18 protein-coding genes are annotated in these 15,151 nt (G+C 59.3%); 9 read left to right on the forward strand and 9 right to left on the reverse strand.

Annotated elements, in window-relative coordinates:
* Positions 1-61: 61 nt before the first annotated feature.
* A complete protein-coding gene (locus IEX36_RS04010) occupies positions 62-427 on the forward strand; it encodes a VOC family protein (protein WP_263364957.1) in 366 nt (121 codons plus the stop codon).
* A gap of 47 nt (positions 428-474) precedes the next feature.
* Entirely contained in the window at positions 475-1,059 is a 585-nt protein-coding gene (gene pdxT, locus IEX36_RS04015; protein ID WP_188758014.1) for a pyridoxal 5'-phosphate synthase glutaminase subunit PdxT, read from the forward strand.
* A gap of 88 nt (positions 1,060-1,147) precedes the next feature.
* Here pdxT and IEX36_RS04020 read toward each other — a convergent pair whose 3' ends face one another.
* Positions 1,148-1,831 (reverse strand): hypothetical protein, encoded by a 684-nt coding sequence (locus IEX36_RS04020; RefSeq protein ID WP_188758015.1) that lies wholly within the window; start codon positions 1,829-1,831, stop codon positions 1,148-1,150.
* Between the two features lie 120 nt (positions 1,832-1,951).
* On the opposite strand from IEX36_RS04020, the gene IEX36_RS04025 reads away from it, so the two are divergent.
* From IEX36_RS04025 to IEX36_RS04035, 3 genes are read left to right on the forward strand one after another with little or no spacing between them, the layout of a single operon-like run.
* Positions 1,952-2,689 carry a cupredoxin domain-containing protein gene (locus tag IEX36_RS04025; RefSeq protein ID WP_188758016.1) on the forward strand — a complete coding sequence of 246 codons (738 nt, stop codon included), beginning with the start codon at positions 1,952-1,954 and terminating at the stop codon, positions 2,687-2,689.
* Entirely contained in the window at positions 2,686-4,446 is a 1,761-nt protein-coding gene (locus IEX36_RS04030; RefSeq protein WP_188758017.1) for a cytochrome c oxidase subunit I, read from the forward strand. The genes IEX36_RS04025 and IEX36_RS04030 overlap by 4 nt, the downstream gene beginning before the upstream one ends.
* Positions 4,447-4,482: 36 nt before the next feature.
* On the forward strand, positions 4,483-5,253 hold the full coding sequence (locus IEX36_RS04035; protein ID WP_188758018.1) for a cytochrome c oxidase subunit 3: 771 nt from the start codon (positions 4,483-4,485) through the stop codon (positions 5,251-5,253).
* A gap of 220 nt (positions 5,254-5,473) precedes the next feature.
* Here IEX36_RS04035 and IEX36_RS04045 read toward each other — a convergent pair whose 3' ends face one another.
* The 4 genes from IEX36_RS04045 to IEX36_RS04060 all read right to left on the reverse strand — a co-directional run bounded on the left by IEX36_RS04045 (position 5,474) and on the right by IEX36_RS04060 (position 8,808).
* Positions 5,474-5,974 carry a hypothetical protein gene (locus tag IEX36_RS04045; RefSeq protein WP_229668694.1) on the reverse strand — a complete coding sequence of 167 codons (501 nt, stop codon included), beginning with the start codon at positions 5,972-5,974 and terminating at the stop codon, positions 5,474-5,476.
* A complete protein-coding gene (locus tag IEX36_RS04050; RefSeq protein ID WP_188758020.1) occupies positions 5,971-6,309 on the reverse strand; it encodes a PadR family transcriptional regulator in 339 nt (112 codons plus the stop codon). Before IEX36_RS04050 ends, IEX36_RS04045 begins: the two co-directional genes overlap by 4 nt.
* A 75-nt stretch (positions 6,310-6,384) precedes the next feature.
* Complete coding sequence (locus tag IEX36_RS04055) at positions 6,385-6,975, reverse strand: NADPH-dependent FMN reductase (RefSeq protein WP_188758021.1); 591 nt, start codon at positions 6,973-6,975, stop codon at positions 6,385-6,387.
* A 105-nt stretch (positions 6,976-7,080) separates the two neighbouring features.
* Positions 7,081-8,808: a tRNA nucleotidyltransferase/poly(A) polymerase family protein gene (locus IEX36_RS04060; protein ID WP_188758022.1), complete on the reverse strand. Its 1,728-nt coding sequence runs from the start codon at positions 8,806-8,808 to the stop codon at positions 7,081-7,083.
* Between the two features lie 197 nt (positions 8,809-9,005).
* On the opposite strand from IEX36_RS04060, the gene IEX36_RS04065 reads away from it, so the two are divergent.
* Positions 9,006-9,539, forward strand: coding sequence for a DUF6982 domain-containing protein (locus IEX36_RS04065; RefSeq protein ID WP_188758023.1), 534 nt, complete (start codon positions 9,006-9,008; stop codon positions 9,537-9,539).
* Positions 9,540-9,614: 75 nt separating this feature from the next.
* Here the strand turns inward: IEX36_RS04065 and IEX36_RS04070 are convergent, their stop codons facing one another.
* Positions 9,615-9,980, reverse strand: a complete 366-nt coding sequence (locus IEX36_RS04070; RefSeq protein WP_188758024.1) for a hypothetical protein — start codon at positions 9,978-9,980, stop codon at positions 9,615-9,617.
* A 343-nt stretch (positions 9,981-10,323) separates the two neighbouring features.
* Here IEX36_RS04070 and IEX36_RS04075 point away from each other — a divergent pair, with 343 nt between their 5' ends.
* The 3 genes from IEX36_RS04075 to IEX36_RS04085 all read left to right on the forward strand — a co-directional run bounded on the left by IEX36_RS04075 (position 10,324) and on the right by IEX36_RS04085 (position 13,808).
* Positions 10,324-12,051 carry a sodium:solute symporter family protein gene (locus IEX36_RS04075; RefSeq protein WP_188758025.1) on the forward strand — a complete coding sequence of 576 codons (1,728 nt, stop codon included), beginning with the start codon at positions 10,324-10,326 and terminating at the stop codon, positions 12,049-12,051.
* An 11-nt stretch (positions 12,052-12,062) separates the two neighbouring features.
* Positions 12,063-12,305: a hypothetical protein gene (locus IEX36_RS04080; protein ID WP_188758026.1), complete on the forward strand. Its 243-nt coding sequence runs from the start codon at positions 12,063-12,065 to the stop codon at positions 12,303-12,305.
* Positions 12,306-12,392: 87 nt separating this feature from the next.
* Positions 12,393-13,808, forward strand: a complete 1,416-nt coding sequence (locus IEX36_RS04085) for an L-fucose/L-arabinose isomerase family protein (protein WP_188758027.1) — start codon at positions 12,393-12,395, stop codon at positions 13,806-13,808.
* Here IEX36_RS04085 and IEX36_RS04090 read toward each other — a convergent pair.
* The 3 genes from IEX36_RS04090 to IEX36_RS04100 are packed head-to-tail and all read right to left on the reverse strand — an operon-like array spanning position 13,805 to position 14,962.
* The gene (locus tag IEX36_RS04090) at positions 13,805-14,014 is read right to left on the reverse strand and encodes a hypothetical protein (RefSeq protein ID WP_188758028.1); all 210 of its coding nucleotides are present in this window, start codon (positions 14,012-14,014) and stop codon (positions 13,805-13,807) included. The two genes, IEX36_RS04085 and IEX36_RS04090, sit on opposite strands and share 4 nt — an antisense overlap.
* On the reverse strand, positions 14,011-14,409 hold the full coding sequence (locus IEX36_RS04095; RefSeq protein ID WP_229668695.1) for a hypothetical protein: 399 nt from the start codon (positions 14,407-14,409) through the stop codon (positions 14,011-14,013). Before IEX36_RS04095 ends, IEX36_RS04090 begins: the two co-directional genes overlap by 4 nt.
* A complete protein-coding gene (locus tag IEX36_RS04100) occupies positions 14,378-14,962 on the reverse strand; it encodes an RNA polymerase sigma factor (protein WP_229668696.1) in 585 nt (194 codons plus the stop codon). The genes IEX36_RS04095 and IEX36_RS04100 overlap by 32 nt, the downstream gene beginning before the upstream one ends.
* Positions 14,963-15,151 lie beyond the last annotated feature (189 nt).

Raw genomic sequence — 15,151 nt, forward strand, 5'->3', positions numbered from 1 at the left:
CGGTGCGCTTTCTTTTTTCTTTATCTGCGCAGGCCTCCGGATACAGTATTCTTTTCCGGACATGGCTCACTTCCGTTCACATGCCGTCCCTATCCTTCCTGTCGCAGAGATGAGCAGATCGATCGCTTTCTATCATCAGCTTAGGTTCTCTGCGAAGCGCTATCAGAACGGCGATGGCTATGCCTTTCTCGAACGCGATGGCTTCGAGCTTCATCTCAATCGGTTCGAGACGCTTGTTCGCGACCATAATCCTTGCGGCGTCTACTTCTATCTTGAACGCGGAACGGCGGCCGCACTTGAGAGCGAGTTTCGCGAGGCAGGAGTGCGCATTCTTTCGCCGCTTGCGCCGCGCGAGTGGAAGATGAACGAGTTCGTTCTTGAGGACCCGGACGGCAATCTGTTGAGGTTCGGCGAACCGCTGGAATAGTGCGAGGCAGACTGCGACGTCCGGACTTCTCTACAATCAAATCAGATATGTCAGAGAGAACTGCAACCATTGGCGTCCTTGCACTGCAGGGCGCGTTTGAGGCACATGCGAAGGCGCTGGAATCGCTCGGCGTCACGGCGAGGCTCGTGCGTACGCCTGGAGAGCTGAAGGGGCTCGACGGACTGATTATTCCCGGCGGCGAGTCCACGACGTTTCTTAAATTTCTGGAGCGCGATGGGTTTCTTGACGCGCTGGAAGGTTTTGTCGAGAGCACGCCGACGTTCGGCACGTGTGCGGGTGCGATTTTGCTGGCGAAGGAGGTCCGTAATCCCGAACAGGCTTCGCTGGCTGTGCTCGATATTGCTGTCGAGCGCAATGCTTATGGGCGGCAGATTGATTCGGCTATTATCACCGAGCCGACGAAGTTGCCTGGCGGGCCGCTGGAGATGGTCTTCATTCGGGCGCCGCGGATTACGCACATCGGCGCGGGAGTTGAGAGCCTGGCAGAGCGAGATGGGTCGCCCGTGCTGGTGCGGCAGGGGCATCTGCTGGCCGCTACGTTTCACCCGGAGTTGGGACACGACGCGCGCGTTCATCAGCTTTTTCTTGATATCGTTGCGGCGAAACGCTGACGGCTGCGCTGACATTTTCGCAATGGATGCAAAATGACGATGCCATCTCATGATCGAGATGGCATCGTCGTTGGATGATCGTCCGGGGCTATTGCATCAGGTCGATGACGTTGGCGATGTAGAACGTCACTGGATCGTAGATGACGACGTAGCCCTCGTAGTAGCCCATGGTGTATCCCGGCGGCGGTGGCGGTAGATAGCCGTAGATGTCGGGCGGGAGCGGCGAGATGTAGGAGATGTCCACGTAGGGGAAGAAGCCGCCGATCACCAGACGCACGCGGTAGGAGCGGTTGACGCGCGCCAGACGGCTCAGATAATAGCGGTGCAGGTAGGAGCGGTCGTTCGGGCGGAAACTATAGGATGGGCGCTGCGGCGGGCGATTTCCCCACTGCGGCGGACGTGCGTGCGGAGGACGCGATGGCGGCCGGTTGCCAGGGTTCGGACGCGATGGGTTTCCGGGATTCGGACGTATGGGTGGACGCGGTTTTGCTCCATTGCCGTTACCTGGGTTTGGGCGGTTGCCTGGATTTGGGCGCGGCGGAGGATTGCCGGGATTCGGACGATTTCCAGGGTTGGGCCGCTGAGGCTGCTGGCCGCCGTTTCCGGGGCGACTCGGCTGACCACCTCCCTTATCCCCAGGGCTGGGCCGCGTCTGTGGGCGAGACCTGTCGTTCTGGCCATTCTGATTTTGATTGGACTGTGCTGCCAGCGGATACATGAGCGTGAATGCTCCCAACGCAACTGAGCAAATCAGAGGGCGAAGCGATTTCATGGAACCTCCCGGCTTTTCAGGACTTCCAACTCTAACCTGTCCCGTCTGCAAATGCAAAGCTTCGAGGCATAGGCTCGTTCCGGATCGACACGCTATGCTTAAGCCGTGAACCTGTTCGGCATGTCGATTGTGTCTGCGCTTCATGCCGCACGTTTGCCGGTGGATGCCAGCGCGCATGGGCCTGCGCTTGATCGCCAGCTTCTGCTGAGTCTCTGGATTGTTCTTGCGCTGTTCACGCTGGCGCATGTCATCCTGCTGGGCGGTCTTGCTGCGCGACGGCATCATCCGCAGAAGAGTGTATGGCAGATCGAGTATCTTCCCCTGGTTGCGCTGGCTGCGCTGTTTGCGGTGCTGACAATTCGCGCAGAGCGGTTGTGGGCGGCGACCCGGTATACCGGGGCTTCGCTGACCGCGCTTCAGGTGGAGGTCACCGGCGTGCAGTTTGCGTGGTACTTTCGCTATCCGGGAGTGGATGGCACGTTTGGGCGCGTGCGGCCGGAGCTGGTCGCGCCGGGCGAAGGCAATCCGCTGGGGCTTGATCCTGCCGATTCGCACTCGGCAGATGATGTGGTTTCATCGCAGCTGATGCTGCCGGTTGGGCGTGAGGTTGATCTCGCCATTCGTTCGCAGGATGTAATTCATGGCTTCTCTGTGCCGGAGATGCGGTTGAAGCAGAACGCTGTGCCCGGCGAGACGATTCACATTCATTTCACGCCGACGAAGACGGGCACGTATGCGATTCTGTGCACGCAGGTGTGCGGGTTGGGGCATTATCGGATGAATGCGAACCTGCGTGTGGTTACGCCGGAGGAGTTCGACTCGTGGCTTGCCGCGCGGGAGAAGGCGGTGCAGCGATGACACTCACTTCCCTGCGCCGGCGCGTGTTTTCGACCGATCACCATGTCATCGGGGTTGAGTATCTTCTGCTTGCGCTGACTGCGGTCGTCATTGGCACGACGCTGTCGCTGCTGATGCGGATTCATCTGGTGTGGCCGGACTGGCAGTTGCCGCTGCATGGGCCGATTCTGCCGGAAGACTATCTTGCGATGGTGACGATTCATGGCACGGTCATGCTGTTCTTCGTGCTGACGACGGCCCCGCAGGCAGGCTTCGGCAACCTGATTCTGCCGGCGCAGATCGGCTCGCGGAGGATGGCGTTTCCGGTGCTGAATGCGATGAGCTTCTGGCTGACGGCTGTGGCGCTGGTTGTTCTTTTGAGCAGCACGTTTGTGCCGGGCGGCAGTCCTATCTCCGGCTGGACTGCATATCCCCCGCTGAGCGCTGTGGCTTCGGCTGGGCCTGGGCAGGCGATGGGGATGGACCTGTGGCTGGCCAGCATTGCGCTGTTCGGCATCGCCGCGACGATCAGTTCGATCAACACGCTGGTCACGATTATCAAGCTGCGCTGCGATGGGATGACGTGGGAGCGGATGCCGCTGACGGTTTGGGGATGGTTCACTGCTGCGTTGTTGAGCGTGATCGCTTTCTCCGTGCTGCTGGCGGCGATTCTGCTGCTGTTTTGCGATCGCCATGCCGGGACGAGTTTCTTTCTGCCCGCGGGCGATCTGGTGAATGGGACGCTTCACGTTGCGCACAAGGGCGCCAATGGCAGCCCTCTGCTGTGGCTGCACCTGTTCTGGTTCTTCGGGCATCCGGAGGTCTATATCGCCATTCTGCCTGGGTTTGGCGTGACCTCCATGCTGCTGGCCAACTTCAGCTTCCGGCGCGTGTTCGGGTATCGCATCATGATCGCGACCACGCTGCTGATCGGGCTACTTGGGATTCTGCTGTGGGGACATCACATGTTTGTCGCCGGGCTGAATCCTTTTGCGGCTTCGGCGTTCTCGGTGACGACGATGGCGATTGCGGTGCCCGCGTCGGCGAAGGTGCTGAGCTGGATTGCTACTACATGGCGCAGCCGTCCGTCCTATAAGACAGCCATGCTGTTCTCGCTCGGGTTCGTCTCGTTGTTTATTGCAGGGGGACTTACCGGGCCGATTCTGGCGCAGCCGATTCTGGATGAGTATCTGCACAATACGTTCTTCGTCGTCGCGCACTTTCACCTGATTATGGCCATGGCTGCGGTGTTTGGGTTGTATGCCGCGACCTATTATTGGTTTCCGCTGATGACGGGGCGGATGATGTCGGAGCGGCTGGGGCGCTGGCACTTCTGGCTGACGCTGGTGGGAGCGTATGCGACGTTTCTGCCGATGCATCTGACCGGGCTGGCAGGCGAGCCGCGCCACTATGCGCAGCTTGCCGGGATTCCAAACGCCGCCGGGGTGATGCTTGCGCGGCTGGTGCCGCTGAACCGCTTCATTACCTACTCGGCTCTCTTTCTGGCTACGGCGCAGCTTGTCTTTCTGTGGAACGTGGTGCGGAGCCTGCGTCGCGGCGCTGTGGCCACGGAGAATCCCTGGATGGCGACGACGCTGGAGTGGCATCCGGCGCTTCATCCACGGCATTCGGCGGCAATGGGTGAGCCGATTGCCGTCCACCGCCAGCCCTGCCAGTACGCCGCGACGCCCAGCGGAGAGACTTTTTTGCCGCAATGGGTTCCGGACACACTGGCCGATACAACCACAGAGGCTGCTTTCGACACCAAACCAGAGTAAGCTGTTGAGGAACGGCGTGCTTGAAAGGCAGAGGCCATGCCAGCAATCATCACTCCACATAAGACTGACCGCGACCGCAAGCGGCACGTGGAAGACCACGACAATGGTGCGGGGCGGCGTCCGCCAACCGACAAACGCACCGGCGGCGGGGGCGATAACGACGGCTGGAGCGATGGCCAGAGTCGCCGCGGTCCGCATGAACGGCTGAACCGCTACCGCATGGGCATCTTTTTCGCTCTGGCCAGCGACCTGATGTTCTTCGTCGCGATCGTCAGCACATTTTTTGTGAACCAGTCGGCCGGGCACATCGACGTCTACAACCACTACGTCAACGACTGGTTTCCGACGGTGATTCCGCCAATTCTCTGGCTGAATACCGCCGTGCTTCTCATCAGTTCGGTGACGATGGAGATCGCCCGGCGCACGATGTTTCACGAGAACGATGTGATGGACGAGTGGCTTGGGCTGGGCAAGCCGATCACGCGCCGCGCGCTGCCGTGGCTCTCGGCGACGATTGTACTGGGGCTGCTGTTTCTTGCGGGGCAATGGGTGGCATGGAAGCAGCTCGCGATGCAGGGCGTCTTCTTCCGGTCGAGCCAGAGCAGCCACTTCTTCTACCTGATTACCGGCGTCCACGCCTTCCACCTGTTTCTCGGCATCGGCGCGCTGCTTGCTGCGTTTGTCGGGCTTTATGTCTCGCGCCAGCTTGAGACCAGGCAGATTATCGTGGATTGTGCGGGGTGGTACTGGCACGCTATGGGGCTGCTTTGGATATTTCTGTTCACCCTGCTGGTCTTCTTTCAATGAAACTGCGCGGTTTCTTCTTAGGATTGGTGGTATCGGCGGCGTTGCTTTTATCTTTGTCGGCGCACGCTCAGGGCTGCGCTGCGTGCCGCGACAATACAGCCGCTACTTCTCCTTCCACGCAGCGGGCGTATCGTCATGCCATCATTCTGATGGCTGGGGTCGCTTCGACTTTCTTTCTGGTGACAGTGGCGCTGTTGCGCAAGAAGCAGTGAGAGCTTCGTTATAGCCCAAGAAAATACACCGGCGCCATGGCTGCGAGGATGGCTCCTGCCTGTAACGCAATCACGTAGAGCGTTTGGCGCGGCGCGCGGGGCAGCCATCGAATGGCGAAGTAGATGAGTACAGGGAGTTGCCCGGCCATCAGGATTTGCCATAGATGCGCCGTTGCGCCTTCATCGGCTTCGCGCACGAGACCGTGGCCAGTGTGGGCAAAGGTGTAGATGGCGGCTACGGATAAAACGAGCAGCGCGCCGAGCGACATTGCCAACGGCAACAGAGCACTTGGTTGTTTCACAATGGAGCGGAAGGTGATGCGGTTCGGGTCCATTTGTCCTCCTTGGGTTGGAAACATTCGCGCGTGAAGTGCCGAGTGGACGACATTCGCTATCGTCCATAGACCGCCGCTCTGGTCTTCGAGTAGCGCTTCGAATTCACGGCCATAACGCTCTCTCCATCTGCGCGGATAGAGCCGGGTCAATATGCGTGCGGCCGTGCGGTTCATAGCGCCTCCAGCCTGCCTAGCCCTGCCGTGACGAAGCGATCGAGCGTTGCGAGCCTGGCGCGCAGAACGCGCAGCCCCAGATCGGTGAGCCGGTAGGGTTGCCGCCGCTCTTCTTGCGGAAGAGGCTCGATGAGCTCAAGCTGCTCCAGCCGTGTGATAGCACCGTAGAGCGTTCCCGGCCCAAGGCGGGTTCCGCACATCTGCTCGATGTCTTCGACCATGGCGTGGCCGTGCTTCGGGCCACTGGCAAGGCTGGCAAGCACCAGTAAAGGCGGATCGGAGTAGTGTCCCAGCTTTAGACTGTCGCCATCTGCTACGTGTCGCGTACTACGCATGACGTAGTTGTACGCCGTTGTCCGCTTTTGCGCAAGGTTTATTTGAATTTCCTTTGCAGCGTTGCTCCCGACAAGTTAGTACGGCACTCCCTTTTCACGCTCGATCTTGAGGGCGCGCATGTACCATTCGAACTCGTCGAAGAACTTCCTGGACCGCTTTGCCAGATCGAGGGTTTGTGCGGTGCCGTCTTCGTTGAGGGCATCGGCGATCTTCGGGATTGGTAACAGCGAGGGTACCGACGGCATTCCCGTCTCGGCAAGCATGGCGCGTAGCTGCATCGCTGCGCGGACACCGCCGAACGGACCACGTGAGTAGCAGACGATGGCCGATGGGCGAAAGAAGTACTCCTCGAGAAAGTAGTCGATCAGATTGGAGAGGCCGGGCGAGATGCTGTGGTTGTACTCGGCATTGACGATGCAGAAACCATCGGCCCGTTTGTACAGCTCTGCCAGAGGCGCCAGTTTTGCGTGGAGGTCTGCGTATTCAGGAGGAGGACCGTCCTTGATCTCCTTCCACATCTTGTCGAGCAGAGGAAGTTTGAGTTCGCAGGCGTCGACCAGGTGGACCTCGTGCCCGCGCTGCTCCAGTTCACGCGTCACCCAGCGAGCCGCGCGAATGCCCATGCGCTCGCTGCGCACGGAACCCAGTAAAGCCGCTATCACCATCTGAAACCTCCACAGATATTCATCTCAGATGATGAAAGCCTCGCCATGAATCTGTCATTGCGAGGCTTTATTTTGATGTGCTGGCAAAAGCGGTAAAAGTGAGGATCAGCGGCCCTTCTTCTTTGGCTTAGCTGGAGCCTTCTTTGCCGGAGCCGGCTTCTTCTTTGGGGCTGGCTTTTTGACAGCAGCTTTTTTGGCCACCGGCTTCTTTGCGGGAGCTTTCTTCGCGGCGGGCTTTGCTGCGACCTTCTTTGCCGGGGCCTTCGGAGCGGGCTTGCTTGCAGCCTTCTTCTCTGGGGCCTTTGGCTTCGCCGATGCTGCCTTCTTCGCGGGAGCAGGCGCTGCCTTTGCCGGAGCTTTCTTCTCTTCAGCCTTGGCTGCTGCCTTCTTTTCGGCGGGCTTCGCTGGCTTGGCTGCGGCTGGAGCGCCTTGTTCGGCTGCGGCAGCTTCAGCACCTTCGGGAGTTCCCTCGGCAGGTGCGGCCTTCTTGCGGCTGCGCGGGGGCTTCGCGTCCTTCTTCGCAGCGCGCGGGCGGCGGAGATGCACCGTCGGCGGAGGCGCGGGCGGAGAGTACGGCTCGAGGAACGCCTTCATCTCTTCGACTGTGCCGAGCTTGTTGTCCATCAACTCGAAGAAGAGCTTATCGAGCAGTTCTTCATAGCGGGCCACATCGGGGGTGATGCGCATCTCCTGCATGAGCGCGTAGGGAATCTTGAGCTTCGCCTGGGGCCACTCGGTATGGAAGGCCTTGAACTTCGATTGCACCGCCGCAGCCTTGCCGTGGTGAGCGGCCCAGAGCACAGCTTCGGGCTTGGCGGAGTAGATCAGCTTCCATGCCTGCGAAGGCAGCGCTGCTTCCTTGCTCGTCAGTTTGGCGATGAAGTCCTTGCCCTCTTTTTCGAGCGCGTCGATCTCGTGAACAAATGCGCGGCGCGGGAAGCTCTTCTTGAGCGCGGAGACATCTTTAGGAGGAAGCTTTGCTGTGACCAGCGGGAAGTTTGCCGCTGAGACGTCAGGATTGATGCCCTGCATCTGCAACTGCCCCTGAGCATCGCGAAGCTTCTCCAACTCGCCGTGGTTGGCCTTGGCCGAAGTCAGCGCCGGGAAGAGCTGCTTCATCCAGCCCTCTGACTCCAGCCGCTTGATGATGCGCAGCGGGTCCTCCTCGTGGAAGATCTCTTCGGTCTCGTAGCCGCGCTGCCAGCTCGACATCGCTGAGATGTAGCCTTCCTGCTTGCCGGTCTCGTAACGGGCGTGGGTACGCTCGTCCATCTGCCAGCCCAGGCGGGCCATCAGGCGGACGGCGCGGATCATCCTGACCGGGTCTTCGATGAAGCCGTAGTTGCTGACCAGCCGCAGTTCGCGGTTTTCGATGTCGGCGACCCCGTTCAGCGGGTCCATCAGGAGGCCGTAGGAGCCGTCGTTCAACGAGAGGGCCATGGCGTTGGCGGTGAAGTCGCGGCGGCGGAGGTCATCCAGGATAGTCGCTGCCTTAACCACGGGCTTGCCGGGCTTTGGATAGCTGACTGTGAGGGCGCTGGCAAGCTCCACCCGGACGCCGCCGGGAAAGAGCAGGTAGAGCGCCTGCATTGTCTCATTTTCGCCAGAGACAGCGGCGTGCGCTTTCTCTAAATCTTTCTTGAGTTTGAGGGCATTTCCCTGAACCACTACATCGAGATCGCGCACAGGCGAGCCGCTCGTCAGGTCGCGCACCGCGCCACCTACAAGAAACGCGGTAAGCCCTTTATTCTTCGAAACTTCGCGGACTTTCCCCAGCGCTTCCTGCTGGGCCTTCGACAAGCGGTTTTCAAGCAGGTAGATGTAGTCGGGCATATTTCGGGGTTTTCTCCGGTCTGAACCGGTCCAAGACTGCTGGGCCGAAGGACTAACCTCAGACGAATCAATTATTTACAAAAACTTTTGCACAACGCGCAAAATGTCACTCTAACACAGCAGTAAGAAAATAACTACCCTCTCACCAGCTTTATTCGCCCTCTGTACTCCTGCCATGCGAAAATGCGCCTTATCGTATGTCTTCTGCGCACAAAAAGGTGATTGTCCGGCGAACCACCAACGAGACGCTGCCCGGCTATCTGCCGCTGTCGGGGTTTGTGCATGCGGGATCGGTCCCGTTGCTTGATCTGGAGGGCCGGGTAATTCCTATCAACCTCAACGATATCAAGCACGTCTGCTATGTTCGCGACTTCAACCTGAACGATTCGGCAAACCCTGAGCGACTGACCCGTCGCACGTTTCTGGCCCGCCCGCGCGCGGAAGGACTCTGGGTGCGGATGACCTTTCGCGCAGGAGACGTGCTGGAGGGCCTGGCTGCCACCGACCTCTCGCTGGCGGACGACCTGATCCACGACGCCGGGCTCTTCGTGACGCCGCCGGACACACGCTCGAACACGCAACGTGTCTACGTGCCGCGGATCGCGCTGTCGGAGCTTCAGCTTGTTGCCGTCATCACGGCGCCATCACGGAAGAAACCTCTGCCTGCTCTGCCTTCGCTGCAGGAAGACCTCTTCAACTCGATGGTTCCTCCGAATACACGTCCGAATTGAAGAAAGCCGGGAGAGGCAGGAGGTAGAAAGCGCCTTGCGGCTTCACAAGGCGCCTGGAAGAATGCGCCGGAGATGCTACTTCCCTTCCACTTTGTGGAGAGCGTCTTTGGTGCCGTTCTCTGTCTTGTGTGCGGCGTCCTTGGTGCCGTTCTCTGTCTTGTGCGCGACTGTTCTGGTGCCGTTCTCAGTCTTGTGCGCGGCTGTTCTGGTGCCGTTCTCAGTCTTGTGAGCGGCCTTTTTGGTTGCATGCTTGGTCTTGTGGTAAGCCTTCGTGGTTCCTTTGGCGACACCATGTCCTGCGTTCTGTGCTGCGTCCTTGGTGTCTGTGCCTGCGTGCTTCATGTCCTGGCCAGCCGTCTGGGCCACGACGATTGGGGTGGAAGCCACGAGGAAGCCCAGCGAGAGGGCAAGCGCGGCTGCGCTCAGTTTTGGTGCGTGCATAAGTATCTCCTTCAAGTTTTAGACCGTGTGCTGCCGGATTATGTTACTGAATCCCGATGGATCTGGAATAGCTATTGGATGCGCGCTTTAATATGCTCTGAGAATCATTTTGGTAGACGAACGTATGTTGAATACGCTAAAACGATTCAGTTGTCATTTTCTCTTCCGGCAAAAATCCCGATGTTCAGTGCAAGACCTCGCGATGTATATTGGCTCCAGTCTGTGCGATGCCGTTTGCGCGGAGTCGTCGCGTTCTTCTTCGTCAATATGGGAGCCGTCTGGACAGAATAGAAAGTTGTCAGGAATCGCCGGTACGGGATAACGTTTACTTGGAGTGCACTTGATGCAGGCTTTCATCGCGCTTTTTCTCGTGAGTCATCGCATGGCGGTCCTTGCGCCGGCGGACATCGTCATCCTTGCTCTTTACTTTGGTCTGGTTGTCTTCATCGGCTTCTACGCCAAAGGCAAGGCCAATACGAGCGAAGACTTCTTCCTTGCCGGACGTGAGATGACGGCGTGGATCGCCGGGTTGAGCTTCGTCTCGGCAAACCTGGGCTCGCTGGAGTTGATGGGCTGGGCCGGCGCTTCGTATCAGTACGGCATTCTGGCCGCGCACTGGTATTGGATTGGCGCGATTCCGGCGATGCTCTTCCTGGGCATCGTGATGATGCCGTTCTACTACATCTCGAAGACGCACTCGGTGCCGGGGTATCTGCAACTGCGCTTCGGCGAAGGCGCGCGCGGGCTGGCGGCGATCTCGTTCGGCGTGATGACCATCCTGATGAGCGGCGTGAATATGTACGCCATGGCAGTGGTGATGCAGACGATTCTGGGCTGGAACATCACGTTCAGCATCTGGGTTGGAGCGGCTACGGTCGCGCTGTATGTGATGCTCGGCGGGCTGCGATCGGCCATTATCAACGAGGTTTTGCAGTTTGTGCTGATCTGGGCTGGCGCGGCGATGGTGCCGATTCTGGGCCTGGTTGAAGCGGGCGGGTGGACCAAACTGAAGGCGCAGATCGCTGTGAACATGGGCTCGGGCGACTACATGCACATGTGGAAGACGCTCGGCCACTTCAAAGACAACCCGATGGGCGTGCATTGGACGGGCATCGTCTTCGGCCTTGGGTTCGTGATCAGCTTCGGCTACTGGACCACCGATTTTCTTGTGGTCCAGCGCGTGTTGAGCGCGAACAATCTGCGCGCAGCCAAGATGGCTCCGATCATCGGCTCGATCTTCAAGATGGCTGTACCGCTGATTGTCATCGTTCCGGGCCTGCTTGCGCTCGCTGTGTTGAAGAACCCCGATGGCACGCTGATGCATCTGGTTCCGGCGGACATTGCCAAGGTGACGGGCCAGCATAGCTACGACGATGTGCTGCCGCTGATGTTGATTCGCTACTGCGGACCAGGACTGCTTGGCCTGGGAATCACTGCGCTGGTCGCGGGTTTTATGAGCGGCATGGCGGGCAATGTCAGCGCGTTTTCGACCGTGTGGACGTATGACATCTACGGCGCGTTCATAAACAAGAAGGCCAGCGATAAACACTATGTTGCGATGGGCCGCTGGTCGACTGTAATTGGAATGCTGGTCTCGATCGGCACGGCGTACCTGGTGATGAACGCGGCCAGCATTATGGACTATGTGCAGGCATTGTTCAGCTTCTTTGTTGCGCCGCTGTTCGGCACGGTAATCCTGGGAATGCTCTGGAAACGCGCAACGCACTGGGGCGGATTCCTCGGCTTGCTGGCCGGTACGATGGCGTCTGTCGGGATGTTCCTCTGGGTGCACACCAACGCGCACGCGTTGCGCTACATCGCGATGAGCGCCGATGCGCAGCCGATGGCGGAGAACCTTTATCGCGCGCTGTGGAGCTGGTTGATCTGCGTCGGCGTTACCGTAGTGGTGAGTTATATGACCAAGCCGGTCCCCATCGAACAACTCGGCGGCCTTGTCTATGGCGCGACGCCTATTCCCGATGACGGAGCGAAGACGCTATGGCAGAAGCCGATCTTCTGGGCCATCGTGGTCATCGTCGTCTTCTTCGTCTTGAACCTGATCTTCTGGTAGGAGTGTGAGCAATGGAACATCATGAGCATAAAGCGGACCCGACAGAGATTTCGATCTGGTTCTTCTGCGGCATTCTAGTGCTGGCGTATGGACTTGTGCTGCTGGTGACGGGGCTGGCGGAGTTTCACACTCCACCACCGAATGAGGTGCTGCTGCCGTGGTTGCAACCGCTGCATCCAACGCTGTGGTGGGGCTTGCTGATGACCGTACTGGGTGGAATCTATACGGTCAGGTTCAGGCCGCGCAGATCGTAGTGGTTTTGTTGGATCGTTAAGCGGCGGCGGTCGCATCGTCGCGATGATTTTATTGTTGTGTAAATCAGAAATGGATGCAGGAGTGTTATGGCAAAGCAGATGACGATGGGCGTGATTGTAGGCAACCGCGGGTTCTTCCCCAGCCACCTGGCGACGAGCGGGCGACTGGAGATGATTGCCGCGCTGGAGGCAGCGGGCATCAAGCCCGTCGTGCTGACGCCCGAAGAGACGGCGCATGGCGCAGTCGAGACCTATGAAGACGCGAAGAAGTGCGCTGCGCTTTTCAAGAAGCATGCAGCGGAGATCGACGGCATCATCATCACGCTGCCGAACTTCGGCGAAGAGCGCGGCCTGGCCGACACGCTGCGCCTGGCCGACCTGCGCGTGCCGGTGCTGATTCAGGCGACGCCTGATCACGCGGGCAAGATGTCGATCGCCTTCCGGCGCGACAGCTTCTGCGGCAAGATGTCGATCTCGAACAACCTGAAGCAGTATGGAATTCCCTACTCGCTGACGCGCCTGCACACGGAGACGCCGGACTCGGCTGAGTTCAAGGCTGATCTCGAATGGTTCTCTGGTGTCTGCCGCGTGGTGCGCGGGCTTAAGAACCTGCGCATCGGCGCGATTGGCGCAAGGCCGACGGCGTTCAACACGGTGCGCTACTCGGAGAAGCTGCTGGAGCGCTCGGGCATCACGGTCGAGACACTCGACCTGAGCGAGGTGATGGGCCGCATTGGCAGGATGAAGGACTCGGACGATGCGGCGCAGGCGAAGCTGGCCGCTATCAAGAAGTACATCCCCGTCGGCCAGACGCCGGAGGCCGCGCTGGTGAAGATGGCGAAGCTCGGCGCGGTCATCGACCAGTGGATGACGGCGAGCGAGCTGACGGTCAGCGCCGTGCAGTGCTGGACCTCAATCGAGGAGTTCCTCGGCATCGTTCCCTGCACCGTCATGAGCATGATGAGCGAGAGCCTGATTCCTTCGGCGTGCGAGGTCGATGTGCTGGGCACACTGAGCATGTACGCGCTGACCCTGGCGAGCGAGACGCCGAGCGCGTTGCTCGACTGGAACAACAACTACGGCGACAACCCGGACAAGGCCGTCTGCTTCCACTGCTCGAATCTGCCGAAGCACTTCTTCAACGACGTGAAGATGGACTTCCAGCAGATCATCGCGGGAACTGTCGGCAAGGACAACACCTTCGGCACGCTCGACGGCACGGTGAAAGCGGGCAAGATGAGCTTCGCACGCTTCTCGACTGACGATTTCTCCGGTGAGATTGCGGGCTACGTTGGCGAGGGCGCCTTCACGAACGATCCGCTGAATACCTTCGGCGGCGCGGGTGTGGTGGAGATTCCGAAGATGCAGGAGCTGCTGCGCTACATCTGCGAGAACGGTTTTGAGCACCACGTTGCGGCGAACTTCTCAACGACCGCAGCGCCTGTGTACGAGGCCGCCACGAAGTATCTCGGCTGGCCGATGCACTGGCACAACCGCGGCTAATCGGGCTCGGCTTTGCGGAGCTGCTGGTTTTTGATCAGCAGCTCCGCTACCAGCAGTTGCAGCCTCGTATTCTCTCGTTCCAACTCTTCGATATGCGCAGGGTCTGTGCGGGCCTGCGGACTGCGGTGGTAGTGAGCATGCGGTGTTTCATGCGCGGCATGCTTTTCTTGTGTGGCTCCCGCTACAGTTGGAAGTTCGTTGCTCATGGCTGCTGCTCCGCGTGAGGGGTAAATTGTCCATGGTCATGTTCCCGTCCGCGCCAGTGTCCGCAGCGCATACCTTTGCGGAACTGCTCGCGCTCTTCGGGAGTCATTTGCTCCCAGCGCTCCTTCATCCGGTGGCGCCATCCTCCGCGACCACCGTGGCGATGAAAACCGCCGAAGAGAATCTTGCTGAGAACCAGCAAGCCGAGGGCCTGCCAGAACGTAATCATGTGCCAGCCAAATATGGCTGGAAGCAGCGCGTTCCACAGCTCTTTAACGACAAAACCCAGAACGGTTGCCGCCACTACAACAAAGAGCAGGATTTTCACCACTTTTAGAAATTTATTTTGTCTCATCTTGAACTCCTTACTTTCTTGCGAACTTTTCATAGTCGTCATAGATCGACTGCAACCGCTGCCTGAGATACAGCACGGCGTACCGTTTGCGCGAGAGCAGCGTGTTGATGCCCACGCCGGTCTCCTCCGATATCTCTTTGAAGCTCTTGCCCATCAATTCATGTGCGACGAAGACTTCACGCTGCGCTTCGGGCAGCTCTTCCATGGCCTCCTCCAGCGTTTCCAGCAGCAGCGACCGCGCATACTCAGCCTCGGGTCCTGCTTCAGCGGAGGGCAGTAGATCTTCCAACGTGCCGCCCTCTTCGTCCGCCGCTGGAGCATTGAGCGAGGCAGGCTTCTTGCGCCTAAACATATCGGTGATGCGGTTCCTCGCCACGGTGAACAGCCACGCGGTGACGTGCTCGATCGGCTTCATCATCCGGTAGGCTTCGATCAGCTCGTGGAAGACATCCTGGAGGATATCTTCGGCCTCGCCGGTGTCAGCGACGCGGCGGCGAATGAAGCTGCGCAGCTTCGGCTCGTCCCTCTCGACGGCTTCGGAGATGAGCTGGTCTTGCTCGGAGATGGTCCATTCGCTGCCCTGCATCTCGGTCATCTGTCTCTGAAGACGGGCGGGCGGGCGGAATATTGTAGGCCGTCGCATTTTTTTTATCGTCAGCAGGCGCGCTTCCTGGTCTGAGGCAACCGCCTTGAGGATGGACCAATCTGAATCTTGGAGCGGCCCGTAAGCGATTAGATCTGTACTGATTTACATGTCGTTCATATTTGATGTGGAGGAGTGCGA

The organism is Edaphobacter acidisoli, assembly GCF_014642855.1.
Lineage (GTDB): Bacteria > Acidobacteriota > Terriglobia > Terriglobales > Acidobacteriaceae > Edaphobacter > Edaphobacter acidisoli.